The organism is Faecalibaculum rodentium, from assembly GCF_001564455.1.
Classification (GTDB): Bacteria; Bacillota_I; Bacilli_A; order Erysipelotrichales; family Erysipelotrichaceae; genus Faecalibaculum; species Faecalibaculum rodentium.
Genome location: NZ_CP011391.1, coordinates 2427245 through 2451906 on the forward strand (window position 1 = coordinate 2427245; position 24662 = coordinate 2451906).

The window sequence follows — 24662 nt, forward strand, 5'->3', positions numbered from 1 at the left end:
TTCTATGCCTGGTTCAGTTCCCGTGTCCACCGCAGAAACGTCGTGTGGGACACATTCAGTGCTTCTCCCGCTTCCCGGCTGTTGAGCTTGCCGCTGCAGTAGTCTTCATAGACTTCCGTGAAGTTGTGCGGCAGCTGCATCGGCTTGCGCCCGGGATTCAGCCCGCCTTTGGAGGCAGACGAAGACCGCACCTGCTTCGCACCGAACTGCTGCTGGGAATAGGAGACATACTTCAGGAATTCCCCGAAGAGATCCGAATGATTCCGCAATGCCGGGCAGTCCAGGATCCACACTGTGACCTGGCGTCCCTGCAGCTCCTGCCATTTGTCACTGATCTCGGACAGGCTGTTCCCCAGGTCCGAGAGCGTCGGGATGTTCAGCCTGTCGCCGGGCTTCACCACGGTGAGAAGACGGCGGAATTCCGGATAGTCCAGATCTCCGCGGGCATCAGCGAATACAGAGTCTTTCAGTTCTGACGGTAATTTGTCTGCTTTCGCTGTCAGCATGTAACTGTATTCCATATGATTTCCTCCTTTTCTAATAATAAAAATCCGCCAATGTATACTTTCAAAAACATATTTTCTACGTGCAGTTTTCTCAAGTAAATGAATTTTATCATACAAAACAATGGAACGATTGCATTTCATTAAGGATTCACCGCAATTCCTTACAAGTCCGCCAAAGTATACTTCGAAAGACACAGTGCGGACCGTCCACGGTCCGTTTTTTCTGTTCCAGCTGGAACGCAATGTGAAAATCCGGGGATTTTCCAGCCTTTGCGCGTATCCCCTGTTATCCGTTATGCGCTATTTGTTATATTTTTAATATAACTTCATAATTCAAATCTTCTGCAGTTTCCTTCAATCCCTGCAGATATTGTCTTAACCTCCCGGTTTTGGCCCCCGTCTGCCACCATCGGCATCCAGATTCTCTTTCCTCTATATACCGGTCTCTGACACTGTCCCGGGGTGTGGTCTGCGGTTTTCTGTTATGATGACGACATGAAAGCAATTTGGCATACAACGGATGTCGTTCATGGGGGAACGACTTTGAAGGACCGGCAGGCACCGGAGAACGGAAACATGGCGCTCCATGTCTGTCAGGATCCGGTGGCGGTGCTGGAAAACCGCCGGATACTCGCAGGCCAGACCCTGCCTCTGGACCACTGGGCGCTGCCGTGGCAGAAACATACGGCGAACAGTCACCGGGTGACGGCGGATGAACGCGGCAGGGGGGCAGCGGACAAAGACACGAGCATCATGGATGTGGATGCGGTGTGGATCACGGAGCCCGATACGCTGATCGGGGTCTTCACGGCTGACTGTGTGGGGCTGCTTGTGGCCGATCCGGGGATTCCGCTGGTGGCGTGCATTCATTCAGGGTGGAAGGGCACGGCCCAGGCCATCACGCTGAAGACCATGCGGGAACTCATCTCTGTGGGCGGACTGGATCCCGCCCGGGCGCAGGCCTGGTTCTCCCCTTCGATTCTTCAGGACTCCCTGGAGGTGGGGCCGGAGGTCATCGAAGCCATGAAACCATTGAAGGAACTAGGTCTGGATGTGGATGCCTTCTGGCGCCGTTCTGAGGATCCGGACAGTGACCGGCTGTATCTGGACAACCAGGGGCTGAATGTGGCGATGCTGCGCATGGCGGGTCTGCCGGCAAAAAACATCCATGTGTCGGATCTGGACACCAAAACACATCCCGACTGTTTCAGTTACCGGAATGAAGGACGGAAGACCGGGGAGCACTTCACATTTGGATGGATCGAGTCCTCAGATCCGGGAACGGGAGCGTCATGAGGGCGTCGAAGGAGAAGCGCCTGGGACGGATCCTGGAAATTCTGGAGCGGGAGGAGAAAATGCGGGTGCGCGAACTGGCGGATGAACTGGAAATCACGCCGGAGACCCTGCGCTCAGATCTCGGGGACCTTGTGCGGATGAGTGTGGTGGAGCGTGAACACGGCTATGTGCGGCTGGTGCAGGCGCCGCAGGAAACGCCCATGGCCATCCGCTCGGGGCATCATGTGCAGGAGAAGATCGCGGTGGCCTACGCCGCGCTGTCAACGGTGAAGGACGGCCAGGTGATTTATGTGGATGCCGGCAGTACGGTATTGCTGGGGCTCCAGGCGCTGGCGCGGCGCAGGGACCTGCTGGTGGCCACCAATTCGCTGCCCGGAGCGCTGAAACTGGCGCAGATGAACATCCGGACCCTGGTGGTGGGCGGTATGGCCTACAATCCCGGGGAGAGGACCTATGGCAATTTCGCCACCAGTGTGGTGGACCACATTCAGTTTGATGTGGTGTTTCTGGGAACCGACGGGTTTCAGGATGCGCGGGGATTTACGACAGTGCACGACAATGAGCTGGGGCTCAAGCGCCATCTGATTGCCCAGACGGAAAAAGTCGTGGTGGTCTGCGACCGGTCAAAGTTTCATGACAAGGCTCCGTTCATGTTCTGCACCTTCGCGGAGGCAGATCTGCTGGTGACAAACCGGCTGACGGAACAGGAGCGCAACGAGGTGGATGGTGTCAGGGAAATCCTGGAGGTATAGGCCCCGGGGGTTCCCTTTTTGTTTTCGGGCAGCGAGGCTCGCGTGGCGGTGAAGCCAGGGTGGGGCCGCTGATGGTGGGGAGCGGGCAGCGGGTGGGGCGGGAGAGCCATCATCGACGTAGGGATGAACATGGGCGCCACCATCGGCAGGCGAGGAACGGTGGTCTGACTTGGGGCGCAGAGTCACGCGGTGTTTCGGTGTCTGGCGGTATCGACGGCTGTCGGGGCGGAACAGTGTTCTTATTTTTCGGGAATCCTTCTCAAGTGTTTCGTTTCGCCGGATAATACCAGGGAAGAAAGAAAGTAGAGGGACTGGGAATGCTGACGGATTATCATGTGCATTGCGAGTTTTCGGATGACTCGGTATATCCCATGGAGGATGTGGTGAGGGACGCCATTGGCCTGGGGCTGGAGGAGATCTGTTTCACGGATCACGTGGATTACGGGATCAAGGTGGACTGGGACAGCGGGGAGGAAATACGGTGGCGGAATGGCGAGCCGTTTGCGAATGTGGACTATCCCCGGTACTTTGCGAAGATTGCCGACCTGCAGGAGAAATACGGGGACCGGATCCGGATCCGCCGGGGTCTGGAGCTGGGGGTGCAGTCGCACACGATCGATGCGTACAACCGGCTGACGGAGAAGTATCCCCTGGATTTTGCGATCCTGTCGATTCACCAGGTGCATGACCAGGAGTTCTGGAATGGAGAGTTCCAGGAGGGGCGCACGCAGGGGGAGTACAACGAGGAATACTATCGGGAGATGCTGCGGGTGGTGCAGAGTTTCAAGCACTACAGCGTGCTGGGGCACATGGATCTCATTGTACGGTATGACAAGGCGGGGGTGTATCCCTTTGAGAAGGTGAAGGACCTCATCACGGAGATTTTGAAGGTCGTCATTGCGGATGGAAAGGGCATCGAGCTGAATACCTCGTCTGTGCGCTATGGTCTTTCGGATACGCAGCCGTCGCGGGATATCCTGCGGCTGTACCGGGAGCTGGGCGGGCGGATCATTACCCTGGGGTCCGACAGCCACCGGCCGGATCATCTGGGGGCGCATATCGCTTCGTCGATGGAGCTGCTGAAGGAACTGGGGTATGAGGCGTTCTGTACGTTCGAGAACGGCCGGCCGGTGTTTCATCCGCTGTAAGGGCTGAGTCTGGCTGGGCCGGCATCGGCTGTGGCTGGCTTGCTGAAGCGGGCTGCGGGTTTGGCTGCAGGGACGGAATCTGGCGGGAACAGCCGGCGGGAATATCTGGAGGAATATACAGAAGGAGACTCAGCATGCTGAAACTGGAACTGGTGCTGCAGGGAACGGGTCTGTCTCCTGCAGAGAGCGGTGTGAACAACTATGTCCTGTCCCATGTGGATGACCTGATGCACATGACGATCCGGTCGCTCGCGGAGGCGTGTTACACAACACCGACGACGGTGATCCGGTATTGCCGGAAGATCGGGTATTCTGGCTTCGAGGAATTCAAGATCCGGATCCGGCAGGACCTGAGCCGGTCTGATTTCGAGAGCTACAGCATCCGGCGGGGGAGAAGCCCGTGGAGGTGATCAACAAGCTGCGGGTCATGCACGCGGATGTCATCAGCAAGACCGTGGACCTGATTTCCATTGGCCAGCTGGAGGCGATCGTGCGGCGGATCCGGGAGGCGAGTGTGGTGGATATCATTGCGTTTGACGTGAATGCCGCCCTGGCGGATTATGCCAGCCAGTATTTCTTTCAGGTGGGCAAGATCTGCAATGTGTATGAGGACATCAACCAGCAGCTGATGCTGGCGATGTATGCCCGTCCGCAGGATCACGTGATTTTCATTCTCTCGCGCTCGGGTCTATCCCCGCGGGTACTGAAGACATGCCGGCAGCTGAAGGCCAACCGGCAGTATGCCGTGGCGGTGACGGGGCAGCCGGGGGACGAGCTGAACTGTTACTGTGCACATGTACTCCATGCGCTGTTCAAGGATGATTTCCGGGAGATGGGGGATCTGACGTTTTTCACCTCCGCGAAGTTTCTCTTCGACTGCCTGATCAATTTGTACTGCACGGCGAATTACGACGAGGTGCTGGAGAAGGAAAAGCGCTACAACGACCTGTACATCGAGGAGCCGTTCTGAGAAGGAAAAACCGCCTGTGGCGGGGATGGACGAACTTGTGTCTGTCCCGCTGCAGGCGGTTTTTTTGTGTTGTGTTCCGGGTGGTGTGGGGAGATTGGGAGACTGCCGATGATGGATGGGAGGGGCAGTTCCTGAAACGCGGATGGAGGGCTGCGCTGGGTCTGTACGATGAATCAGCTGCAGGATGGTCCCGATAGGCGGATGGAAGGCTGTATCCGGCGGAATTCGTGCGGTGTATAACCGACAAAAGTGGTGGATTCCGGAAATTTGTCGGTTATAACCGACAAAAGTATGAAAACGAGGAATTTTGTCGGTTATACTGGACAAAAATCAGATTCCGGGGAGTTTTGTCGGTTATAATAGATAAAATCAGAGTGCTGATGACGTGTCCGGACTGAAAGGAGAGATGACATGATTCCAAGAGAACTATACATGAAGCAGATTCGACCATTTATCGATCAGGATGTCATCAAGGTTCTGACCGGTGTCCGACGGTCGGGAAAATCTGTGCTGCTTTCACTGATTCAGGAAGAACTGAAATCCAGAGGTGTTTCTCCCTCACAGTTTGTCCGTTTCAATTTTGAATCCTTTTCCAATGAGAAGTTCAAAACTGCCGCATCACTCTACGAGGAACTCATGGACAGGATTTCTCATACAGATCAAAGAGTCTATTTCTTTTTTGACGAAATCCAGGAAGTCAAAGACTGGGAAAAGTGCATCAATTCTCTGCGTGTAGACTGTGACTGTGATATCTATATCACCGGGTCAAACGCAAAACTGCTGGCAGGAGAACTGGCCACATACCTGGGCGGACGGTATGTGGAAATCCGGGTGATGCCGTTTTCTTTCGGTGAGTACATGACTGCACAGAAACAAAAGAACTCCCGGCTTTCTCTTTCAGAATCATTTCAGAACTACCTTGTGTTTGGCGGAATGCCCTTTCTGACCAATCTCTCAGGCCAGGCGGATTCTTCCCTGCAATATCTGAAGGATATTTACAACTCTATATTGCTGAAGGATGTGATCCAGCGTCACAATTTTCGGAATACAGATCAGGTTGAGCGGATTATCCGGTATCTTGTGTCCAACATCGGCCAGCCATTCAGCGCTGCCAGCATTGCGAAATACATGAAAAATGAAGGACGCAAGATATCACGGGAATCCATACTGGAATACCTCAAAGCGTGTGAAGAGGCATTTCTGATTGAAAAAGTCCCCCGTGAAGACCTTGTGGGGAAAAAGCTGCTGACAGTGAATGAAAAATACTATTTGACAGACCACGGGTTCCGGGAAGCTCTTTTTGGATCCAATCAGCGGGATATAGGGCAGGTACTGGAAAATATTGTCTGCCTGGAGCTTCGGAGACGGGGGTTTGAGGTGCATGTGGGGAAGGCCGGGGACAGAGAAGTGGACTTCACGGCATCGCGCAGCGGGAGAAAACTGTATATACAGGTAGCGTATCTTCTTGCTTCGCCGGAAACCATAGAACGCGAATTTGCGGTTCTGGAGAGCATTCCGGACAATTACCCGAAGCTGGTTCTCTCCATGGATGAAATTGACTTCAGCCGAAACGGAATCATCCACAAAAACATTCGGGATTTCCTTCTCGAAGATGTGATTTGACAGGTTGTATTTTTTATAAGAGGGACAAATTTCCAGACAGAATCCAGGAGAGCGCCTGTTGCAGGGGGTTCTCCTTTTTCGGTTTACGCCCCTTTCCCCCATCATCGGCATGAATGAGTATGCGAAAAAACGGTCTGCGTTTTCCGCAAACCGGTTCGTGGGGGTCTGGTTCGGGATCGGTCTGTCACGCCTGATCCGGGAGTTCCATGAGGAGGGCCATGGTGAAGGGACCATCGGCGTAGACTCTGTGGCGGCCGCCGGCTGCGAACTTGAAGTTTTCGCCGGCATGCATCAGGTGTTCCTGGCCTTCGTAGCCAATGACGCCTGTGCCGTCGAGTCCAAAGAGCAGGGCTTCGCCGGGCGCAGCATGTTCACTCAGTCCGGTGCCTTCATCGAAGGACATGAGGACAAACTTGAGTCCGGGGTTTGCGGTGAGGTCCATGTTCACAATGCGCCCGGGCTGAACCGGCACACGGTCCTTGAGGACAAAGGGTTCATTCAGGGGCAGCGAGGAATTGAAGGACCCTGCGTGGAGCGTGAGCTCGAGATACACCACATCGGCATCGGATGCAAATCCCGCCAGGGTGCCGGGTTCCAGGATCAGGGCTTCGCCGGATTTCAGGGGAATTTCCTGTTTCTGCCGGGGTTCCTGTACGGTGAGGTTTCCGGAAAGGACCAGGATCAGTTTTGGCTGGCTGTAGGTCTCGGCACTGATGTCTGTATCTGCGGCCAGAGAGAATACCGTGGCGGTCGCGGCATCCGAGGCAATGAGGTCTCCGGAAATCGTGCATCCGGGGACGGGTTTGTATGTATCGGTGAGAGAGAACAGCTCTCCTGCTTTTGTGTTCATGTTTCTTCACTCCTTTTTGTCCTGCCAATCGGGGATGGTCGCCGCCACGATCCGGTGGAATCTGGGGGCGGGCATCATCATCGGCGGTCCCTGGCATTTGGCCGGGACTGTTGTGTTTTACGGATTCATCATACTAAGATGCAGGGGACAAGTCTGTTGGAATTCCAACAAAGGAGAACATATGGATACAAAATTTCTTGTCGGAACACGGCTGTTTCGGGGAATCCGGGAGGAGGAAGCGGCTCACTTGCTGGAGTGCCTGGATGCACAGGAGGCGTCTTTTGCGAAGGGTGACGTGATTTTTCATGCCGGGACGTCCATCAGCCGGATCGGACTGATCCTGTCGGGAAGCGTGAATATGGTGGTGCCGCTGTACTGGGGGTCGAGCCGGATTTTCGGGCATATGGAGACGGGGGAGATCTTCGGGGAGAACTACGCTGCGGTGCCGGGGAAGGAACTGGTGGGGGATGTCGTGGCGGCGGAAGACACACGGGTGCTGTTTCTGGATCTGCAGAAAGTGTACACGGTGTGCCGCCATGGGTGTCCCTTCCATCACCGGCTGATCGAGAATATGCTTCTGATTTCGGCGCAGAAGAACCTCCAGCTGTCGGAGCGGATGCTGCATACATCGCCGCGGACGATCCGGGACCGGGTGCTGTCCTATCTCTCGGCAGAGGCCAGGGCACAGGGATCGGGGCATTTCACGATTCCCTTCGACCGGCAGCAGCTGGCGGATTACCTGGGTGTGGAGCGCAGTGCACTGTCGGCAGAGCTGGGGAAGATGAAGAAGGAGGGTCTGGTGTCATTCCGGAAAAACGAGTTCACCCTGCCCTAAAGCGGCCCCTTTCAGCCATCATCGGCATGAGTGTGCATTGTCTGCATGAAAAAAGAGCTGTCCGCATCTGCTGGAAGAAGGAGTGTCCGGCAGCGGTGGCAGCTCTTTTGTTGTTACTGTGCGTGCTGGAAGTGTTCCTTCGCGAAGGTCATGTCCTGCACGGCCTCGAGTGTCCCGAGGTAGTCACCGGTTTTCGAGCGCACCGCCATGTAGCGGACGTACATCGGCCGCCCGGCTTTTTCAACCCACACCGCGACTTCATCCCGGGTCCCGTTTTTGAACTCCTGAATGATGTGTCGGACCATGGGCTCGATTTTCGGGGGATGGCAGCTGTAGACCTCACGGCCCAGGGCTGCGAGGGGGCGCTTGAAGGCCTTCATGTCGGGTCCGTCGTTGAAATACCGGTTGATGTCGTGTCCGTCGACGAAGGTGAGTTCCATGGGGATGGTGTCAAGCATGGCTGTCAGTTCCGGGAGGGAGAGGCTGCCGCCGGAGATCCGGATGACGCCCTGGCTGAGGACCGGGGCATCGGGTCTCGTGAAGCTTTCGCCGGCTTCCCACATCAGGCGGGGGAGGCCAAAGATGGCGGGATACTGGCGGCTGTCCTGGTAGATCTGCTGCCAGTCCTGTTCCGTGAAGTGCTGGGCAGCAATGGGGTACAGGATGTTCTGTTCCTTGTAAATCATTTCCTTTGCCCGCTGGAGAATGGCATCCACGCGGATTTCCCAGTCAGTACCACGGTCCTGGACCGGGACCTTGTCGAGTTTTGCGAGTTCATCCCGGATTTCGTCATCCACGGTCCACATCACGTCCGAGGGTCCGGAAATGCCGTAGTTCACCTTCAGGAGCGGGTACAGCAAGTCGCCTTTTTTCGCATAGTGCACAGCCAGGTCCCGGATCTCGGAAAGGACCGATGTACGCCGGGTTTCCCTGAATGTGTCCATGAGCTGATCCAGTGCCTGGTTTTCGCGGGTGAATGTCTGCAGGGGATGGCCTTCGATGTCCTCAAGCCGGGCGGCCATTTCTTTCCGTGACATCACAGGCGCTGCCTGGGGGGAACCTTGAGCGAGGGACCGTCGGACAGCGGCTTCGGCATTGGCGATTTTTTCCGCCCGGGTCAAGCCGTGGAAGAGCGCCGAGTGGACATCACAGAGGCGCTGGACTTCCTGAAGAGGTGTGCCTTCGGCCATGAGTTCCTGCTCCGCCCGCATGATTTCCGCTGCATCCACGTCCTGGAAATTCTTCACAAATTCCTCCTGGACCTGTGCCAGGTCTTCCCCGGACTTGAGTCTTGCAAGGTAGTCCTTCAAAAGCGCAATGCGGTCCTCTGTCTGAGCCGGCTGTTTTTCTGCAGGAATCCTGTGTTCCGCTTCAGCGGGCTCTGTCTGTGTTTCTGCTCGGGTGAGTCCCGTGACTTCAAAGCCGTGGTCCTGCAGTGTCTGGACCACCGCTGTCATATCTATCTGTTTGAGTCCGGCTCCTTTGGGAATGGTCATGATTCGTCCCACGGAGTCGAGCATCATGGGGTTGGTGATTTCCGTGAACCCCAGCCCATGCAGGATATCCTTCAGGTCCGGGTACTGGTTCACAAGATCGTGAACGGAGTGACGCAAATCGAGTGTTTTCATCAGGAACCTCCTTTTTCTCTGTTGTACGGTTCCATGATAGGCGGATTCTGCGCCTTTGTATGTTGTTTTTCCAACGTTTTTATGATTTCTCCAACAAACTCTCGGCTGATTTCCTGTCCCCTGCCGATGGTGGGTGTTGCTTTCAGCCTGTTTCAGGGAAAACAAAAGCCGGTTTCGACAATAACCGGCCTCAGGCTGTCAGCGGTGAACGAGGACACATGTCCACCGGACTTTGTATGCATGTCATTCAGCAGTACGCTCTGTTCATCCGGAGTCCATATCGTCCGGCTCCCATGTCCAGGGCCATTTTCCGGTAGACCTCTGCGTGAAGGCACTCCGGGTTGATGGCTGCCGCCTCTTCTTTTTTCTGCTCGGAAACACAGATGCGATCCATATAATACAGATATTCCCCGTGGTGGCAGGTGTAAATCATTGCGCCGATCATGCTGTCCAGCACGATGCAGTGCACGCCAATGGGCTTTCCGCTTCCTGTCACGATGGCTGCGAATTCTTCGGGTTCCAGGTGTACGATGGTCATCTTGTGTCTCCTTCCTTGCTTGATGCACCATAAGTGTCTCCTGGAGCAGGACAATTTACGATTGATTTGACGCCTTTTCCGGATAAAAGTAATTCTAATCTTGCGAAAACAAAAATGTCACTGCTTTCAGTTTTTGTTTCCAAAATAAAAACCGGAAATCCCCGCAGACTTCCGGTTTTTGCAGCTTCCTCTTCTTCTGCCTTGCGGACAGGATCTTGCTCCATGCCCGGGGCTTCACAGCCCGGGTCGTATATCCGGTTTCACTTTGCGTAATCTGTGTGCTTACTGCTGCATCGACAGCGTGGGATGTTCCACCGTGACCTGCAGGTTGAGTTTCCGTCCCGTCCGGACGTAGCCCAGGAGCTGTTTTTCAATCTGTTCCTCACTGCGATGTTCATCAAAGGGCACCACAAGATCGAAGTCTACGGTGATTTCATCGTGACCCGGAATGATCCGGAAATCATGCAGAGACCAGTGCCCCTGTCCGAGTACCCGGGTCGCGCTTTCGAATTTACTCAAATACGACCTGGTGAGAGGATCATCCACGAGGACAGGATCCATGTGAATGGTCAAATCCACCCCCATTTCTTCCCGGACCTGGCGTTCAATCTGATCAATGGCGTTGTGAACCTGCATAATGTCGTCATGGCCGTTGACTTCCGCATGCACCGTGGCGTAGCTCACCGTCGGTCCATACTGGTGGATCCGCAGATCGTGGACACCCAGGACGTATTCATTCGACAGCACTCTGTTCTCGAGCTCATGCGCGGTCTCGGGATTCGGGGCTTCGCCGATCAGGTCGTTGATGACAGACTTCAGCAGGTCGTAGGCGCTGTAGAAAATGATCAGCGAGACGATCACACCCATATAACCATCCAGTTCGAAGTGAATCAGCGGCGACAGACAGGTGGAGATCAGAACAGCGGTCGTGCCGATGCAGTCAGAGCGGGAATCCACGGCGGCTGCCATCAGCAGGCTGCTGTCATAGCGCAGGGCATATCGCCGGTTGTAGACGAACATGACGAGTTTGATGACGATGGACAGCACCAGGACTGCCACTGTGTACCACTGAAAGTCAATGGGTGTCGGGTGAAGGATCTTGAGGATGGAATCCTTCAGGGTTTCATACCCCAGAAAGGCGACGCCGAGGCCCACGAAAAGTGAGGCAATGTATTCGCTTCGTTCATGTCCATAGGGATGTTCCTTGTCCGCCGGTTTTTCCGCGAGTTTGAAGGATACAATGGAGACGATGTTGCTGGCAGCATCCGTCAGGTTGTTCAGGCCGTCTGCCCGGATGGAAACAGACTGCACGATGAGACCCACGATGTATTTGCCGGCAAAGAGAAAAAGGTTCAGGACGATACCCACGATCCCGCACACATTTCCCACACCCTGGCGGACTTTGGCTTTCTTTGTGTTCTGCCAGTCAGGCACAAATTTTCGGATCAGCCATCCAACCATAGAATCACCCCGTTTTCCTGTCTTCCTATTATACGGCTTATTGTAAAAGAAAGCGTCTTTTGATAAACTGAGAAAAGCCTGCAGACGTATCGAAGTGGTCATAACGAGCTCGACTCGAAATCGAGTTGTCCGAAAGGGCACGTGGGTTCGAATCCCACCGTCTGCGCCATGAGAATACAAACCCCCGGTCACACTATATGTGTCCGGGGGTTTTTCATTCGGGAGAAAATCCCTGAGAACTGCCGGAAGTGTACCCTGATTTCATGGAATCCCCGGTGGGCTCTTCGAGATCCTCGACAGCCAGAACGGCGAAGGTGTCGACAGAATTTCGTCGAGGGCATCGACGAAGAAATCATCGACATCGACGATGAAGATTGTACTGAATTCGAGAAATGGCATTTCAGCGCCATAAGCAGCTTTCATCCATTCTGCCTTTCTTCCTGCATATCAGCAGCCAGTTCAGTTTTATCATCAGAGCAAGCATTAAGCCGGTATATAGAGCAACTGCCAGAGCCGATGGCAACATCAGATTTTTCAACAGATGCCAGATACCGGTGGGCTCTCCAGTGGAGTAGTCAAACAGAGCTGCCGGCAGTCTGCGAATTTCATCCAGCCCGGAAATCCATGTGCAGGAAATGATGGCTGCGGTTATTACAGCCAGCAGAATACCGCAAAACTGAATGGTCAGCTTCATGCAGTTCCGGAGCATCAGAATAGATCGTATTCTTCTGTCATATACACCAGCTTTATCAAGCTGCTGCATTGTCTGTTCATCTGTCCGGGTAATTCGGGAAGCAAGCTGCCAGAGAAATATAGTCAGTATGGTGGCAGACAACATAAGAACCCAGACTGATATCATCGTTTCCCGCTGAAAATATCGCAGTGTCCTGTATTTGCCATGAACCATATTTTTCAGCCTGAGATGGCTGCGTGTGAGCATGGAACTCAGGGTGGTTTGGAGAACGGATGCTTCTTCTTCACCTTTTGCAGTGATAACCCCTGCATTCACCGGACTGGATTCTTTGAAAAAGGCCGGACTGGCTGCAAAAAGGTAGGGAGTCGCCAGATATGTTCTCGGAAAGGCAGATGTTCCTGCAGCATCTTCAGGGACACGGCGGCATACTGCTTCAATCACTGTCTGTGTCTGTGTTCCGTCAGGCCAGCAAAAAACCGCCGGATCTCCTGCAGCATAGCCTGATCCTGTGACTCCTTCTTCATCTCCTGTATACAGAATCACAGACTCACCCTTTTCGAACCGGCTGGCAGCCTCCGTTCCCAGGGATTCTGTCAAAACTGCCTGGCTGGTATGATAGGGAAAACACAAAATACTTCCCATATAGTGTGTCCCGTCTGGCAGATACAGGCTTTCCAGCCATGGATCCGGCGCGATATCCGCTGCTGCAGGGATTGCAGCGCTCGTCTCAAAAAACAGGAGCGCTGTCTCTACAGCCGGATCTTTAAGCAGCTTCTCCTGATCGGCCAGACTCAGTCTCAGGTCACTGTCACTGGCCAGATCCGGGTTGTAAAACCTGAAGTCAGGGGCTTGAGATGCGTACGTCTGATACGCAAGGCTGGCACCTGTTTCGAGCAGAGCATAGAAACTCAGTCCGGCCAGGGCAGATATGAGGGCTGTCAGCTGCAGTGTGGATTTCCATTCGCCTGTCATGGAATGCCGCGCAAAGGAAAAGAGACCTGCACAGATCCCCACAGCCCGTTTGGGAAGCGGCTGCAAGGGAGGCTGCCGGTCCAGCTCCTGAATGCCGGCCACTGTCCCCGTCACTATGGCAGCGAAAACCGACAGAGTGAACCAGAACATACACATCACGGACATGGTGATCCGGAGCGGAATGTGCAGAATACAAAGAGCTCCAAGAAACACACCGGAAGGAACAACGCTGCACTGAACCAATGGCTGGATCATCTGCCAGGTAATGGCAGATGACCGCATACCCAACACTTTCAGAATGCGGATGGAGTCCCGGTTTCCTGTGATTGTTATCCGTGCTATCCAAAGCAGCCCGCCCAGCGTACAGACAAGCACGACCGCCACGGTGAGGGTACCAAGGATGTTTTCAGCAGACAGGGGATCCAGATGAAACTGCACCCTGGTATTGGGATAGAGAACCGCAGCTGTGCCTGCGACTGCTTCCGCCAGATACTCGAATCGGTTATCTCTTGCCTGCAGTATCCGGATTTCTGATTCACCCGGAACATCTTCTTCCCAGGCTGTTAAAACCTCCGGAAGCTGACTGCCACAGGTCCATGCATCTGTGTAGTTTTCCAGGATTCCACACAATTCAAACATCTCATCCCCAACTGTAATGTTCTGTCCCAACTGGTACGAAAGCCCGTGCTCATCCAGCCACGCCCGCTGGACCGCTGTTTCTCCTGGTTTCTGTGGAAGTGTACCGGTCACGGAGAATTCAGCCAGGTCATAGAAAGCTTCATTCGCCATGCCCATGGTTTCTCCTGTCATTCTGACACATCCGGTTTTTTCCACCAGGCTGTGGTTGTCCAGCCTGTCAATGGCCTGTCTGGACAAATCAAATCCAATGGCTGTCCATTTACCATATACAGACATTTGATGTGCCCGGTGAACTTCAAAATTCCGATATTGAAGGACCACCGCCAGAGCCATGGCCAGCAGGCTGAAGGATATCAGCAAAACAAGGGAGCGCATAGAGGCTCCCCAGTACGGCACAGGATGTTCTCTCCAGTCCCGGATGGCTTTCTGCTGGTGTCTATACCGGATAGACATTGACCAGGATCTTATAGGTGCGGGAGATGGAAGCAGGCTGCAGGACTGCAGCTGCAGTTGAAACTGCCAGGAGGGTCTTTATACATTTCATGGTTCCCTCTCCTTTCTGTTCTGTCTGTACCTTACAGTCACTCCTTTACAAAAACTTCACAGACATCAGCTTGTTTTCGGATATCCTGAATGATCTCTCCGTCTTCCATTACCAGCAGTCTGTCTGCCTGTCTGGCAAGGTCCAGATCATGCGTTACCAGTAAAATCGTCTGTCCGAAAAGCTGCTGGCATTCCCGAAGCAGCTTCATGACCCGAATCCCGCTTTTCCGGTCCAGATTTCCAGTCGGCTCGTCTGCCAGTACAATGGCCGGTTTGCGGATCAGCGCCCGGGCTATGGCGATTCTCTGCTGCTGGCCGCCAGACAACTGCGAAGGCCATGCGTCCAGACAGTCAGTCAGCTCAAGGGCTTCTGCCAGGCGGGAAAAACACTCCAGATCCGGTGTCTCTTTGTTCAGAGAAAATGGCAGGAGAATATTTTCCTTTGCTGTCAGATGCGGCAGCAGGTCGTAGGACTGAAACACAAATCCTATGGTTTTCTTTCGGAAATCCGCACGCTGTCGTCTGTTCAGGGTATCCAGTCGGATCCCATTGACTTCGATGTGCCCTGCATCCGGGGGACACAGGCCACCGAGCAGATTGATCAACGTGGTTTTCCCGCATCCGCTTTTACCTGTCACGGCGGTGAGCTTCCCGGTTTCCAGTTCCAGAGAAAGATGCCTGACGGCTTGTACAGGCAGCGACTGACGGGCATAGTTTTTTGTTATATCGCAGGCTTTGATCATGGTTTCCACTCCATTCAGCACCTCCTCTCTCTATTTGTGTTATTTTGTAATACATCCATTACAAAATCTTCACAGTTCTGCGGTTTCCAGGCTTGTGCAGGGAATCTGCAGGGTGGTCCGGACACCGGAATCTGTTTCAGTTATCTGCAGTTTTCCGCCATGAAGCCGGACCACTGCAGCTGCCATGTCCAGACCAATGCCATAATGATCCGGCGTCTTCGAACGATACCGACGGTATGCATCTGCATCGAGACAATTCTGGCCGCCTGTCTGATTGATTATGACAGCCACCTGCTGCTTGTCTGCGTCCATGGAAACAGACAGGACAGAGGGACTGTCCGCATGCCGTAAGGCATTTTCCAGAAGGGAGGCCATGGCCTCCCTGACCTGGACCGGTATCAGAAACATATTCACCGGAATCAGATCCATCCGGATCGTAATCTGGCGTTTTCGGGCTTCAGCAGTGATTTGTGAACCGGCTTCCTCCACCAGCCGGTTCAGAGAACTGTACTCGAATTGAAGAGCTCCGGATAAAAGGAGACGGAGAAGAGTTTCGCATCGTTCCAGCTGCCCCAGAATGGCGTCTATATGTTTTCTTTTCTTTGGGGCAGGCGGATCAGTTTCCAGAAGTTCCATTCGGAGTTTCATTGTATTGACAGAAGAAAGAATCTGATGGCAGAAATTCTCCGTAAATTCCTTCTGTCTGATACAGTCATTCCTCAGAACATCTGACTCTCTCCGGTAACTGTCCAGCAGGCTGCAGATATATTGCTCTGAAGGATTTGAAGAGAATGATCCTGTCATGATTCTGTCCAGCTGCTTCTTACTGGCTTTTTTATCTCTGGACTGTATCCAGAATGGCCATACTCCCATCAGTCCCCATGCAGTAAGAAACAGGAGGAAGGGCGGGTATATGAGTGCATCCTGCAGCAGCCGGGCAGAAGAAGCAGGCCCGTACCCGGCTTCAGCAAGAGCTGAAAACAGATTGGAAATGTCACCGTCCAGTTGTATCCCCATCCGGTCCACCACCTGGACACCATACAGCCAGAGTACAGAAAGCAGCATCGAGAACCAGAGTCCAATATACAGGCGCTTCATGAAATCACGACAGAGTATCCCCGGCTGGCTCTGCCTTCCACCTGTATCCCGGTTTCCTTCAATTTGCGCCGGAGCTCGGAGATCCGTGATGACAAAGAAGATTCTGTCAGTTCACGGGAAAGACGGGAACGGATCACAGCAGAGGACACAGGATTGCCCTGTGCCTGCAGCAGCAAAGCGACAATTTCCGTTTCGGACCGCGACAACTCTGCAACTTTCTGTCCATTGCGCAGCTGGCAGGTATCGAGGTCTGCAACGCATCGTTTCCAGGTGACGAGGTTTTTCTGTATACCTGTACGGTTTATAAGTGCCCGTACTTTGGCCAGCAGGATGGCACCTGATACAGGTTTTACGATGTAATCATCCGCACCTGCTTCGTATCCATCCAGCTGATCAGATTCCTTGCCACAGCCGGAAATCATGAGAATCGGTTTTCCTGTTACAGTCCGCAGCCACGCAGCCAGTTCTATTCCATCTCCGTCGGGAAGTCGTACATCAAGCAAAAACAGATCAGCCTGCTTCCATTCCCGAACAGCCTGCTCCATGGTCTGGACACAGAGCACATCGTAGTCCGACAGGAACTCTTTCATGGCCTGGGCTAGCGACCAGTCATCCTCCACAATCAGAATGGAAGGCATTCTGAAGGTCTTATTCTTTATTTTCATGAATTAACGATATACTTGAAAGAATATATATTCAACGAGAAGAGACCTGACTGGATCTGAATTCAGTCTGATTCCAGAATTCCAGACTGTCTGATTTACGTTCTGTCTCACCTGATAAAAACAGAGAGGAATCAGCAGCCTCCCCTCTCTCGTTGCACCGTGTGTATCGTTTTCGTACACGATAACAGAGCTGCACTGCCCGGACATACAGATAACTGAATCCGTTATTCCAGACAAACCACTCTGTATAACCATCAAGGCTTGCCGTTTGCTGCACTTGGCGACAATACCCGTGATCGATATTAACCGATAAAATGTGTGTGACGCCGATTTCCGGAATCTCCGGTTGGCACTTCGTCACCCCCGGAAACCGGAACGTCGAAGGGATCGACGAAATTTTGTCGAGGGTATCGACGGAGAAATCGCCGACGTCGACGACAGTGCGTCGAATTCATCGACAGCCAGTCAAAATGCAGAAACGCGCTCAGCTGGATCTGCGCCGGTCTTATGTCTTCTTCAGATTCGCTGTATATGCATACAGGCTCCGGGCGATTCGAAACCTGTTTTTGGCAATTTCGACAAGCAAAACATCGAGGGTGTCGACAAAAATTCATCGACACCCTCGACGTTCATATCATCGAATTCGATATTCATCGCCATCGAATCGCCGAGAGCCTGCTGCAGCGGCAGGGCTGCGTGGCTGCATGCCTCGGCTCTCATCGGCACTCAAAAAGAGCTGCAGATGCTGTCCGGGACTTGAACTGGCACAGGTTGCCGCACCGTGTCCCGGTGGAAACAACTCACTCTGCAGCCTGAACCCGGATCTCACCATCGGCCCCAGGGATATCCCGGATGACTTCTGTTTCAGCGGGAATGGTAATGGTTCCCGACAGGGGGTTCCTGATGCTGGCAGGGGACTCGCTGAGTGTGGCTTCCACCTGGCTGCGTTCAAAGGCCAGGTCACAGCCTCCCATGCGGCAGTTCACGAGTTTGAGGTTCGTACAGTAGCAAAGGGGCTGGGTTCCCTGGATGAGGCAGTTTTCGAAGGTCACATTGTCGCTGTACCAGGCAAGGTATTCACCTTTGACCACGGAATTGCGGACGATGACATTCTGTGCATGCCAGAAGGCATCCTTGGTGTCCAGCACGCAGTGTTCGATGACCATGTCCTGGACGTACTGGAAGGAGTACTTGCCTTTGAAGTCCACTTTGTCGAGGTAAACATGATCGGAGCGCATCATGAAATATTCGCTTTCCACGTGTGTATCCTCCATTTGCATCCCGCGTGTGGACCATCCGAATTCCGGGGACAGAATGTCACATCGGCTGATTTTGATGTCACCGCATTCCCGGACGGCTTTGATGCCGTGGAGCTTCGAATCCCGGATCTCGGCGTGTTCTGTGTACCACAGGGCGGCGCGGCAGAGCGGTGTGAGTTCACAGCCGGCGATGGTCAGATTGTGGTCGTGCCAGAAGGGATAGCGAAGGTTGAAGAAACAGTCCTGGACGGTGATGTCCCGGCATTCTTTGAGGGCACTTTCTCCGTCTGCAGGTCCGTCGAACTGGCAGTGTCTGACCAGCAGATCCCGGGTGCCATAGAGCGCGCGTTCCTGGTCGAAGGTTTTGTTTTCCACAAGTTCCATTCCGGTTCCTCCTCTTTTCTGGATATCGCTGATGATGCAGCGGCATTGGGTCTGCTGTCAGGATAATACGGAGGGATGCGATTGAAAAATACCGGTTTTGGATAGTGTCCCATAACTTTTGCGTATGGATTCAGGGATTCCAGGGACTGGGATGGTCAGAGTGCCGGATCCGGTGTCAGCTGCAGGGTGGCGCAGGAAAAGAAAAAGCCACAGGCAGTGTGACTCTGAGGGGTTCGCTGTCTGTGGTTTTGTGAGCAGGTTATTCTGCGGGTTCTGCTTCGTGATCCCCGGACTCGGGTTCAGCGGGTTTCTCCGGTTTCTTCCAGCCGTCTTTTGCTTTGGTCAGCAGGGCGGCGAGCTGTGTTTTTTCCTCCGGTGTCAGGGCACCGAAGAAGTTTTCTTCCGTCATGTCGGGTTTCTTTGTGTGATGGAACCTGTGTCCGTAGGCGTACATCAGGCCCATGAGAGAATCCGCCGGGAACTCATTGAGGCTGCATTTGCCGTGGCCCGGTTTGTGGCCGTGATGGCCATGGGGACAGCCGTGCCCCATGTGATGAGGATGGCCGTGGTGACCGTGATGTGCATGTTTTCCCATGGGGGCTTCCGTTGTTTCGGCAGCTTCCGGGGCTGTGGTCTTTTCTGTTTCTTCCATATGAAATGACCTCCTTGTTCCCTGATTATAAAGGGCTGCCGATGATGGCCGCCTGCGGAATACCCCGGGATGTGACGCTGTGTTTGTCTGCCGCTGCAGGCACAAGGCCTCTCCCCCCTGTAATCACATCATGTGCAGGCAGATGGAATCCCAGATCCGCCGGGGATCATGTGTGTCGCAGATATCCGCAAACCCGGGATCCTCCAGGAGTTTCAGAAGTCCGGCCATGGCAGTGAGATGAGATGGGGTGCCCTGCGGTACACTCAGGGCATATGCATATTTGACAGGATCGTTTTCCGGACTGCCGAAAACCACAGGGGTTTCGAATACAGTCAGAGAGAGCCCCTGCTGCCGGGCACCGTGCTCTGCCGCCGTATGGAGCAGGGCTGTATGGGGAGCAATCACCACATAGGGACCCGCCAGATCCATACCTGCAATGGTACGCCTTATGTATTCTTCAGTGATCATTCCCCGCTCCTGTAGTGGGGCATAGGCTATGCGCACTGCCTCCGGACGGGTTTCACACTGTACGTGTGTGCGGATAAGGCCTGGATCCATCATGCTGAGCAGCCCCTCTTCCTTCGTCTGAAATACTGGATCTTTTCGGGCAAAGAGTGCAGAAAGAGCATGTCGCAGCTCTTCCTCTTTCTGAATCCTGCAACAGCGCCGGATGACGGAGAGAATCATATCCACAGAAGGAATACCAGCTTCCTGCCCGAGCAAAGAATTGACCTCACGTAATACAAGAAGCTTCTCCTGTTCATCCATAACCGGACTCACCGTGACCACTGGAATCCCGGTTTCAGGGATTCTTGTCAGGCTGCGGGCTGCAAAAATGATATCCGGCTGCTTGTGCCCGCTCCAGTGCTCCAGAGAATCGGCGGTTTCGAACTCCAGTTCCGGGAACAGCTCCGTGAGTACTGAGTGCAGAATGGCGGAGGACCCTATGCCGTTTCGGCAAAGGATAAGGGCCTGTTGTCGGGTATCCTGGACAGAAGGATGCATTCCTTCATACAACGCGGCAAAATGCATGGTCAAATAGGCGATCTCGTCCTCCGGAAATTTTTTCTGTGCCAGCCGACTGGCAGGATTCACAGCCCGGGCGACGATTTGATACAGGTCTTTGTACTCCTGTTTCACTTTTTCTGTCAGGGGATTGAGTATGGGAATCCCATAGAGGAGACGGTAATATGCAGGTCGTATATGAGAGTAGAGTTTGACAAACATATCCTCGGGTCGGGGGGCCCGAATCCCCGTAAGCTGTTCGAACCGGCTCATGATCCGTCCGGTGATGTCTGCAATCAGCAGGCAGTCTTCGGTGTCCTCATAAACACTCCCGAAGGAAATTCCCAGGATCCAGGATGTGAGCCAGCTCACTTCTTCTGTCTCCATGAAAGCTGCACTGCCAGTGGCCTTCAGCAGAGACTGCACGAACTGTTTTTCAGGACAATCCGCCATTTCCTTATGAACATCCCCGTGGATTCCTGTGTTACAGATCCTCATTTTCAAAAACAGGTAGATGTAGATAAATTCCGTCATGCGGTCAGCCGCAAACTGGATACCGTATTTAGTGGCAAGTTCCAGACAAATAGCCTCGGTTTCCTGAAACGTATCCGCCTGTGTATTTTCTAGAAACAAATCGAAAAGCTGCACATCCGCAATGGCGGCAATTTCCTTCATGACCTCCAGTACCAGATACCGGCGAAGATCCGTTTCCTTTCCCTGCAGGACATATCCCTTCCGGCGGTCGGAAAACAGCTGTATGCCGTTGGTTTCCAGTGATTGCCGCAGCTGCCGAAGATCTCCCAGAACGGTGTTTCTGGATACATCCAGAGCTTCCATGAAATCCGACAGGATCAGATGATCCCGGCCTTCAAACAGCATGAGATACAGAACCAGCTGGCGCTGAGCGGGCGTGAATTCGTATTCATGCAGCCGTGCTCCACCTCCCACCGCTGTCAGCAGCGCCTTGCGGGTCAGGGGAGCGACATCCAGTACACTCCCGGGAATGATAGGCGGCACTTTGTATGGTCGAAGGACCTGGTTGATTTTCTCCAGTCGGTAAAATACTTGGCGGCGCGTGAGCCCTAGTGCCTGTGAAATTTCGTCCACAGTCATCCGCTTTTTAGACGCCACTAGCCGGCTCATGGTTTTCAGTTCCGTTTCCATGGCTTTCCTTTCCTGTTCTCTTTCTTCTGTATTTTCTCCTCTGCCTGCAGGAGGCCTGGCTCTCTGTCTCCTCGTGTTCTCCGCTCGCTCCATTACACCTGTCACCGCAGGCTGGTCCAGGTCATGCACAGAGTCGCAAAAGCGGTTCAGAGGCAGAATCTGAACCGTTTTCGTTACATCTGTATTATGATTGTACCCCGGTTAATGTTCGAATAATATGACTATTCAGACTGCCGTGGGGCAGAGCCGTGATCACAATGTGCGTGACTGATCAATGATTCGCCGGATGTTGCGGGCATTCCGGGCGATTTCCTCCTCGGTGCCTTTGGTGAGCAGGCCGCCAAATCCGCACACATCGCAGTCGCGCCGGATATAGTCCGCCAGATTGTCCAGTGTGATGCCGCCGCTCGCAAGGACTGGCAGGTCAGGAATCGGGGTCTTGAAGACACTCACCAGTTTCGGGCCGTAAAAATCCGAGATTGGAAATGCCTTGATAAACGCCGCTCCCAGTTCCAGGGCTTTCACGGCTTCCGTAACCGAAGTGCACCCGGGCATGTACGGGACCTGGTACCGGCTGCAGACTCGGGCACAGGATTTGGAGAGGTTTGGGGCAATGACGAACTGGGCATCATGCAGGATCACCTCCCGGGCGGTTTCGCCATCCAGCACAGTTCCGGCTCCCACCAGCAGTTCCCCGGGAAACTTCTTTCTGAGATGGGCAATGAGTTCGGGGGCGTTGTTGTTCGTGCAGGAAATCTCCATGACATAGATGCCGCCGGCCAGACAACCCCTGGCGATTTCTTCCGCCCGTCGGCAGGAAGTGGTACGCACAATGGCCATGGCACCGCAGTCTGCGATCCGACATGTGATGTCGGCTTTTTTCAGAAACGGCCTCATGCTGCTGTCTTTGACTCCCCGCTGGCCCGCGCTGCCCGCTGTCGATAACCATTCACCATGGTTTCCACGCGCCGGATGTCCTCCGGCCGTAGTTCTCTCACAGGTTTCCGTGCAGGACCGGCTTCGCAGGAACCGTTGAGTTCCACGGCTTTCTTGAGTACCGAAGGCACTGTGCCCAATGGCAGGACCGCCCGAAGTGGTTCAATGGCGGCCTGGAGCCTTTCTGCCTCATCCTGGTCGCCGGCACGCAATGCCCTGTCCAGTCCTGTGAGGATATCTGGAATGAGATTGGAAGTTCCGGCCACAGCCCCGGAGGCACCAAGACCATACGCCAGGGAGATCTTCGAGTCGCTTCCCACCAGCAGCCTGAAGTCCTTGCGCCGGGCAATGTCGGCATAGGCTTCCAGAAGCGCCGGATCGCCGGAGCTGTCCTTGATGGCAGCGATCCCCGGCAGATCTGCCAGACGATCCACCAGATCCGGGGATAGAGTGCCACCGGTTGCCTTTGGGATGTTGTACAGGATCACCGGCAGACTGGTGCTTTCCGAAACCGCCTTAAAGTGCTCATACAAATCCTCCCGCGAAGGCTGCAGAAACCATGGATTGATTACTGACAGGGCATCTGCGCCCGCAGCTTCCATGTCCCGGGCCAGCTGTATGGCTTCCTTCGTCGAACAGGCACCTGCCCCTGCGTATACCGGCACCCTGCCGGCAGCGGCCTTGACTGCACAGCGAGTCACAGCGACTTTCTCGTCATGATCCAGAACATGAAATTCGCCATTGGATCCCAGAACGAAGATTCCCTTCACCCCGTGATCGATCAGCCAGTTGATCTGCGCCGTCAGGGCCTGCTCATTCACACTCTGCTGGGCATCCCGGCGAAAGGGTGTGATCACCGGGGTGATGATTCCTTCAAACAGTTCCATTGGTTTCCTCCTGGCAGGCTTTTCCCAGGCTGCCGCCCGGATGCCATCTGCCGTATTGCTCCACCGTGAGTCCCTTGGCATTCTGCAACAGCACAGACAGGGTCTGCAACGCCACCATTTCTGCCAGAATCGATGCCCGGGGCGGTTTGTTCAGTGTGTCTCCTTCTTCCTGCACCCCGGCAGCAAGTGCAAGATCGCTGTGTCTTGCCAGCCAGGAGTCCAGGGTTCTGGACAGGCCGATGAGCTTTGCCTCATTGTTTTGCAGAGCTTTGACCGTGCGTTTCAGTTCCTCTGTTTCCCCGGAGTTGGAAATGGCAATCACCACATCCCCTGGTTTGACCTGACCCGAACTGCCGTGCACGGCTTCCGTCCCGTCCAGCACATACGCAGGTGTTCCGGTGGAAGAAAGCAGCGAAGCAATGTATCCCGCCAGATGACCGGGTTTCCCGATGCCCGTCACATGTACCCGGCCGCCATCGGCTTCCGCGTGAAGAATCATATCCCGGGCTGCAGCCAGAGTCGTTTCATCCATCTTGTCAATGGAAGAAGCCAGCTGCAGCATCTCTGTATCCAGAAACCGGCGGATCTGATCCGCATCTGGGGTGAATACTGTCCGCCTGTCTGTCATGTCCATGCATCTCCTTTCTTCTCAGTCCGGTTCATGGCCTCAAATTCCTTCACGGCCTCCAGACATCCCGTGCGCAGCAGCGTGGTATCAAACGCGGCCACCGCAAGATGCGTTGCTTCAGGAAGCATAGCCATGAGACGGTAAGGACCAATGAGACCGAACTTTTTTCCCCGGTCATGGCAGGCCTTCTGCACCCGGGCGATCATCTCCACTTCTTCTTCTGCGAACATATCGTCTGGATCATTTCTGGAAATGGACAGATCACAGGGGCCGATCACAGCTCCGGTGATTCCTGGGACGTCCAGGATCGCTTCACAGTTTCTCACACCTTCCAGCGTCTCGATCTGAGCGAGCACCAGAACAGAGTCATTGGCTTTGTCCATATTTATGCGGTGATTTCCACCCGGACCATAGCCGGTATTGGCGCCGCCCGAATAACTGCGGTGTCCCAGCGGCGGATACAGCGCCCAGTCTGCGAGCTGCCGGGCCTGTTCCGGGTTTTCGATCATGGGCACCATGATTCCGGCTGCTCCTTCATCCAGGGTGCGCGATATATCCTTGCGCGCAAGCTGCGGGACCCTGACCAGCGAGGAAATGCCAATGGCGTTCCCCAGCAGAATCAGGTCCAGCAGTCGCTGATCTGAAATCATGCCGTGTTCCAGATCATAGAAGAGAAAGTCCATGCCGCACTGCCGGGCAATGTGGACCATTGCCGGAGAGTCGCATACTTTTACCAGCAGCCCAACTGCAGGATCCTGTTTCATGCATATCCTCCTTGTATTTTTC

General features: G+C 54.2%; 25 protein-coding genes and 1 tRNA gene. 8 read left to right on the forward strand and 18 right to left on the reverse strand.

Annotation, left to right across the window (positions count from 1 at the left end; all coding sequences use genetic code 11):
* Window positions 1–2: 2 nt before the first annotated feature.
* Window positions 3–521 (reverse strand): recombinase family protein, encoded by a 519-nt coding sequence (locus aalo17_RS11805; protein WP_067559809.1) that lies wholly within the window; start codon window positions 519–521, stop codon window positions 3–5.
* Between the two features lie 480 nt (window positions 522–1001).
* Between aalo17_RS11805 and aalo17_RS11810 the strand changes: the two genes are divergently transcribed.
* The 6 genes from aalo17_RS11810 (at window position 1002) to aalo17_RS11835 (ending at window position 6295) form a co-directional block, all read left to right on the forward strand.
* A complete protein-coding gene (locus tag aalo17_RS11810) occupies window positions 1002–1802 on the forward strand; it encodes a purine nucleoside phosphorylase YfiH/LACC1 family protein (protein WP_236940482.1) in 801 nt (266 codons plus the stop codon).
* Entirely contained in the window at window positions 1799–2554 is a 756-nt protein-coding gene (locus tag aalo17_RS11815) for a DeoR/GlpR family DNA-binding transcription regulator (RefSeq protein WP_067559811.1), read from the forward strand. The genes aalo17_RS11810 and aalo17_RS11815 overlap by 4 nt, the downstream gene beginning before the upstream one ends.
* A gap of 317 nt (window positions 2555–2871) precedes the next feature.
* Window positions 2872–3702, forward strand: coding sequence for a histidinol-phosphatase HisJ family protein (locus aalo17_RS11820; protein WP_067559813.1), 831 nt, complete (start codon window positions 2872–2874; stop codon window positions 3700–3702).
* Between the two features lie 134 nt (window positions 3703–3836).
* Entirely contained in the window at window positions 3837–4112 is a 276-nt protein-coding gene (locus aalo17_RS11825) for a MurR/RpiR family transcriptional regulator (protein WP_067559815.1), read from the forward strand.
* Window positions 4103–4672 carry a MurR/RpiR family transcriptional regulator gene (locus tag aalo17_RS11830; protein WP_067559817.1) on the forward strand — a complete coding sequence of 190 codons (570 nt, stop codon included), beginning with the start codon at window positions 4103–4105 and terminating at the stop codon, window positions 4670–4672. Before aalo17_RS11825 ends, aalo17_RS11830 begins: the two co-directional genes overlap by 10 nt.
* Before the next feature lie 432 nt (window positions 4673–5104).
* Complete coding sequence (locus aalo17_RS11835) at window positions 5105–6295, forward strand: ATP-binding protein (RefSeq protein WP_236940483.1); 1191 nt, start codon at window positions 5105–5107, stop codon at window positions 6293–6295.
* 184 nt (window positions 6296–6479) lie between these two features.
* On the opposite strand, the gene aalo17_RS11840 is transcribed toward aalo17_RS11835, so the two are convergent.
* Complete coding sequence (locus aalo17_RS11840) at window positions 6480–7145, reverse strand: cupin domain-containing protein (protein WP_067559821.1); 666 nt, start codon at window positions 7143–7145, stop codon at window positions 6480–6482.
* Window positions 7146–7326: 181 nt separating this feature from the next.
* On the opposite strand from aalo17_RS11840, the gene aalo17_RS11845 reads away from it, so the two are divergent.
* The gene (locus aalo17_RS11845; RefSeq protein ID WP_067559823.1) at window positions 7327–7980 is read left to right on the forward strand and encodes a Crp/Fnr family transcriptional regulator; all 654 of its coding nucleotides are present in this window, start codon (window positions 7327–7329) and stop codon (window positions 7978–7980) included.
* A gap of 113 nt (window positions 7981–8093) precedes the next feature.
* On the opposite strand, the gene aalo17_RS11850 is transcribed toward aalo17_RS11845, so the two are convergent.
* The 4 genes from aalo17_RS11850 to aalo17_RS11860 all read right to left on the reverse strand — a co-directional run bounded on the left by aalo17_RS11850 (window position 8094) and on the right by aalo17_RS11860 (window position 11607).
* Entirely contained in the window at window positions 8094–9608 is a 1515-nt protein-coding gene (locus aalo17_RS11850) for a DUF438 domain-containing protein (protein WP_203225828.1), read from the reverse strand.
* Between the two features lie 247 nt (window positions 9609–9855).
* Window positions 9856–10146: a hypothetical protein gene (locus aalo17_RS11855; protein WP_067559825.1), complete on the reverse strand. Its 291-nt coding sequence runs from the start codon at window positions 10144–10146 to the stop codon at window positions 9856–9858.
* A complete protein-coding gene (locus aalo17_RS12715; protein WP_145907727.1) occupies window positions 10143–10370 on the reverse strand; it encodes a hypothetical protein in 228 nt (75 codons plus the stop codon). The genes aalo17_RS11855 and aalo17_RS12715 overlap by 4 nt, the downstream gene beginning before the upstream one ends.
* 58 nt (window positions 10371–10428) lie before the next feature.
* On the reverse strand, window positions 10429–11607 hold the full coding sequence (locus aalo17_RS11860) for a cation diffusion facilitator family transporter (RefSeq protein WP_067559827.1): 1179 nt from the start codon (window positions 11605–11607) through the stop codon (window positions 10429–10431).
* A gap of 80 nt (window positions 11608–11687) precedes the next feature.
* Here aalo17_RS11860 and aalo17_RS11865 point away from each other — a divergent pair.
* Window positions 11688–11776: transfer RNA gene (locus aalo17_RS11865), tRNA-Ser, on the forward strand.
* A 92-nt stretch (window positions 11777–11868) separates the two neighbouring features.
* On the opposite strand, the gene aalo17_RS12905 is transcribed toward aalo17_RS11865, so the two are convergent.
* From aalo17_RS12905 to aalo17_RS11925, 12 genes are all read right to left on the reverse strand, one after another.
* Window positions 11869–12030, reverse strand: coding sequence for a hypothetical protein (locus tag aalo17_RS12905; protein WP_158507800.1), 162 nt, complete (start codon window positions 12028–12030; stop codon window positions 11869–11871).
* A complete protein-coding gene (locus aalo17_RS11870) occupies window positions 12008–14365 on the reverse strand; it encodes a hypothetical protein (protein ID WP_158507801.1) in 2358 nt (785 codons plus the stop codon). Before aalo17_RS11870 ends, aalo17_RS12905 begins: the two co-directional genes overlap by 23 nt.
* A gap of 128 nt (window positions 14366–14493) precedes the next feature.
* Complete coding sequence (locus tag aalo17_RS11875) at window positions 14494–15198, reverse strand: ABC transporter ATP-binding protein (RefSeq protein WP_067559831.1); 705 nt, start codon at window positions 15196–15198, stop codon at window positions 14494–14496.
* 69 nt (window positions 15199–15267) lie between these two features.
* Window positions 15268–15834 carry a sensor histidine kinase gene (locus aalo17_RS12720; protein WP_143385507.1) on the reverse strand — a complete coding sequence of 189 codons (567 nt, stop codon included), beginning with the start codon at window positions 15832–15834 and terminating at the stop codon, window positions 15268–15270.
* A 458-nt stretch (window positions 15835–16292) separates the two neighbouring features.
* Window positions 16293–16961, reverse strand: a complete 669-nt coding sequence (locus tag aalo17_RS11885) for a response regulator transcription factor (RefSeq protein WP_082743417.1) — start codon at window positions 16959–16961, stop codon at window positions 16293–16295.
* An 800-nt stretch (window positions 16962–17761) separates the two neighbouring features.
* Window positions 17762–18604 carry a DUF3737 family protein gene (locus aalo17_RS11895; RefSeq protein WP_067559839.1) on the reverse strand — a complete coding sequence of 281 codons (843 nt, stop codon included), beginning with the start codon at window positions 18602–18604 and terminating at the stop codon, window positions 17762–17764.
* A gap of 259 nt (window positions 18605–18863) precedes the next feature.
* Window positions 18864–19256, reverse strand: a complete 393-nt coding sequence (locus aalo17_RS11900; protein ID WP_067559841.1) for a hypothetical protein — start codon at window positions 19254–19256, stop codon at window positions 18864–18866.
* Between the two features lie 123 nt (window positions 19257–19379).
* Complete coding sequence (locus aalo17_RS11905) at window positions 19380–21425, reverse strand: BglG family transcription antiterminator (RefSeq protein ID WP_067559843.1); 2046 nt, start codon at window positions 21423–21425, stop codon at window positions 19380–19382.
* A 252-nt stretch (window positions 21426–21677) separates the two neighbouring features.
* Entirely contained in the window at window positions 21678–22322 is a 645-nt protein-coding gene (locus tag aalo17_RS11910; RefSeq protein WP_420806563.1) for a beta/alpha barrel domain-containing protein, read from the reverse strand.
* Window positions 22319–23248 (reverse strand): dihydrodipicolinate synthase family protein, encoded by a 930-nt coding sequence (locus aalo17_RS11915; RefSeq protein WP_067559845.1) that lies wholly within the window; start codon window positions 23246–23248, stop codon window positions 22319–22321. Before aalo17_RS11915 ends, aalo17_RS11910 begins: the two co-directional genes overlap by 4 nt.
* On the reverse strand, window positions 23235–23876 hold the full coding sequence (locus aalo17_RS11920; RefSeq protein ID WP_067560288.1) for an SIS domain-containing protein: 642 nt from the start codon (window positions 23874–23876) through the stop codon (window positions 23235–23237). Before aalo17_RS11920 ends, aalo17_RS11915 begins: the two co-directional genes overlap by 14 nt.
* On the reverse strand, window positions 23873–24640 hold the full coding sequence (locus aalo17_RS11925) for an HpcH/HpaI aldolase family protein (RefSeq protein ID WP_067559847.1): 768 nt from the start codon (window positions 24638–24640) through the stop codon (window positions 23873–23875). The genes aalo17_RS11920 and aalo17_RS11925 overlap by 4 nt, the downstream gene beginning before the upstream one ends.
* Between the last annotated feature and the right edge of the window lie 22 nt (window positions 24641–24662).

Excerpts from the sequence above, each read along its gene's own strand:
- aalo17_RS11905 (WP_067559843.1), bottom strand. The coding sequence starts at position 21,425 with ATGGAAACGGAACTGAAAACCATGAGCCGGCTAGTGGCGTCTAAAAAG.
- aalo17_RS11870 (WP_158507801.1), bottom strand. The coding sequence starts at position 14,365 with ATGTCTATCCGGTATAGACACCAGCAGAAAGCCATCCGGGACTGGAGA.
- aalo17_RS11835 (WP_236940483.1), top strand. The coding sequence starts at position 5,105 with ATGAAGCAGATTCGACCATTTATCGATCAGGATGTCATCAAGGTTCTG.
- aalo17_RS11885 (WP_082743417.1), bottom strand. The coding sequence starts at position 16,961 with ATGAAAATAAAGAATAAGACCTTCAGAATGCCTTCCATTCTGATTGTG.
- aalo17_RS11920 (WP_067560288.1), bottom strand. The coding sequence starts at position 23,876 with ATGACAGACAGGCGGACAGTATTCACCCCAGATGCGGATCAGATCCGC.
- aalo17_RS11875 (WP_067559831.1), bottom strand. The coding sequence starts at position 15,198 with ATGATCAAAGCCTGCGATATAACAAAAAACTATGCCCGTCAGTCGCTG.
- aalo17_RS11820 (WP_067559813.1), top strand. The coding sequence starts at position 2,872 with ATGCTGACGGATTATCATGTGCATTGCGAGTTTTCGGATGACTCGGTA.
- aalo17_RS11925 (WP_067559847.1), bottom strand. The coding sequence starts at position 24,640 with ATGAAACAGGATCCTGCAGTTGGGCTGCTGGTAAAAGTATGCGACTCT.
- aalo17_RS11810 (WP_236940482.1), top strand. The coding sequence starts at position 1,002 with ATGAAAGCAATTTGGCATACAACGGATGTCGTTCATGGGGGAACGACT.
- aalo17_RS11850 (WP_203225828.1), bottom strand. The coding sequence starts at position 9,608 with ATGAAAACACTCGATTTGCGTCACTCCGTTCACGATCTTGTGAACCAG.
- aalo17_RS11900 (WP_067559841.1), bottom strand. The coding sequence starts at position 19,256 with ATGGAAGAAACAGAAAAGACCACAGCCCCGGAAGCTGCCGAAACAACG.
- aalo17_RS12905 (WP_158507800.1), bottom strand. The coding sequence starts at position 12,030 with ATGAAAGCTGCTTATGGCGCTGAAATGCCATTTCTCGAATTCAGTACA.
- aalo17_RS11825 (WP_067559815.1), top strand. The coding sequence starts at position 3,837 with ATGCTGAAACTGGAACTGGTGCTGCAGGGAACGGGTCTGTCTCCTGCA.
- aalo17_RS11845 (WP_067559823.1), top strand. The coding sequence starts at position 7,327 with ATGGATACAAAATTTCTTGTCGGAACACGGCTGTTTCGGGGAATCCGG.
- aalo17_RS11805 (WP_067559809.1), bottom strand. The coding sequence starts at position 521 with ATGGAATACAGTTACATGCTGACAGCGAAAGCAGACAAATTACCGTCA.
- aalo17_RS12720 (WP_143385507.1), bottom strand. The coding sequence starts at position 15,834 with ATGGAACTTCTGGAAACTGATCCGCCTGCCCCAAAGAAAAGAAAACAT.
- aalo17_RS11895 (WP_067559839.1), bottom strand. The coding sequence starts at position 18,604 with ATGGAACTTGTGGAAAACAAAACCTTCGACCAGGAACGCGCGCTCTAT.
- aalo17_RS11855 (WP_067559825.1), bottom strand. The coding sequence starts at position 10,146 with ATGACCATCGTACACCTGGAACCCGAAGAATTCGCAGCCATCGTGACA.
- aalo17_RS11915 (WP_067559845.1), bottom strand. The coding sequence starts at position 23,248 with ATGGAACTGTTTGAAGGAATCATCACCCCGGTGATCACACCCTTTCGC.
- aalo17_RS11910 (WP_420806563.1), bottom strand. The coding sequence starts at position 22,322 with ATGAGGCCGTTTCTGAAAAAAGCCGACATCACATGTCGGATCGCAGAC.
- aalo17_RS11815 (WP_067559811.1), top strand. The coding sequence starts at position 1,799 with ATGAGGGCGTCGAAGGAGAAGCGCCTGGGACGGATCCTGGAAATTCTG.
- aalo17_RS11860 (WP_067559827.1), bottom strand. The coding sequence starts at position 11,607 with ATGGTTGGATGGCTGATCCGAAAATTTGTGCCTGACTGGCAGAACACA.
- aalo17_RS12715 (WP_145907727.1), bottom strand. The coding sequence starts at position 10,370 with ATGGAGCAAGATCCTGTCCGCAAGGCAGAAGAAGAGGAAGCTGCAAAA.
- aalo17_RS11840 (WP_067559821.1), bottom strand. The coding sequence starts at position 7,145 with ATGAACACAAAAGCAGGAGAGCTGTTCTCTCTCACCGATACATACAAA.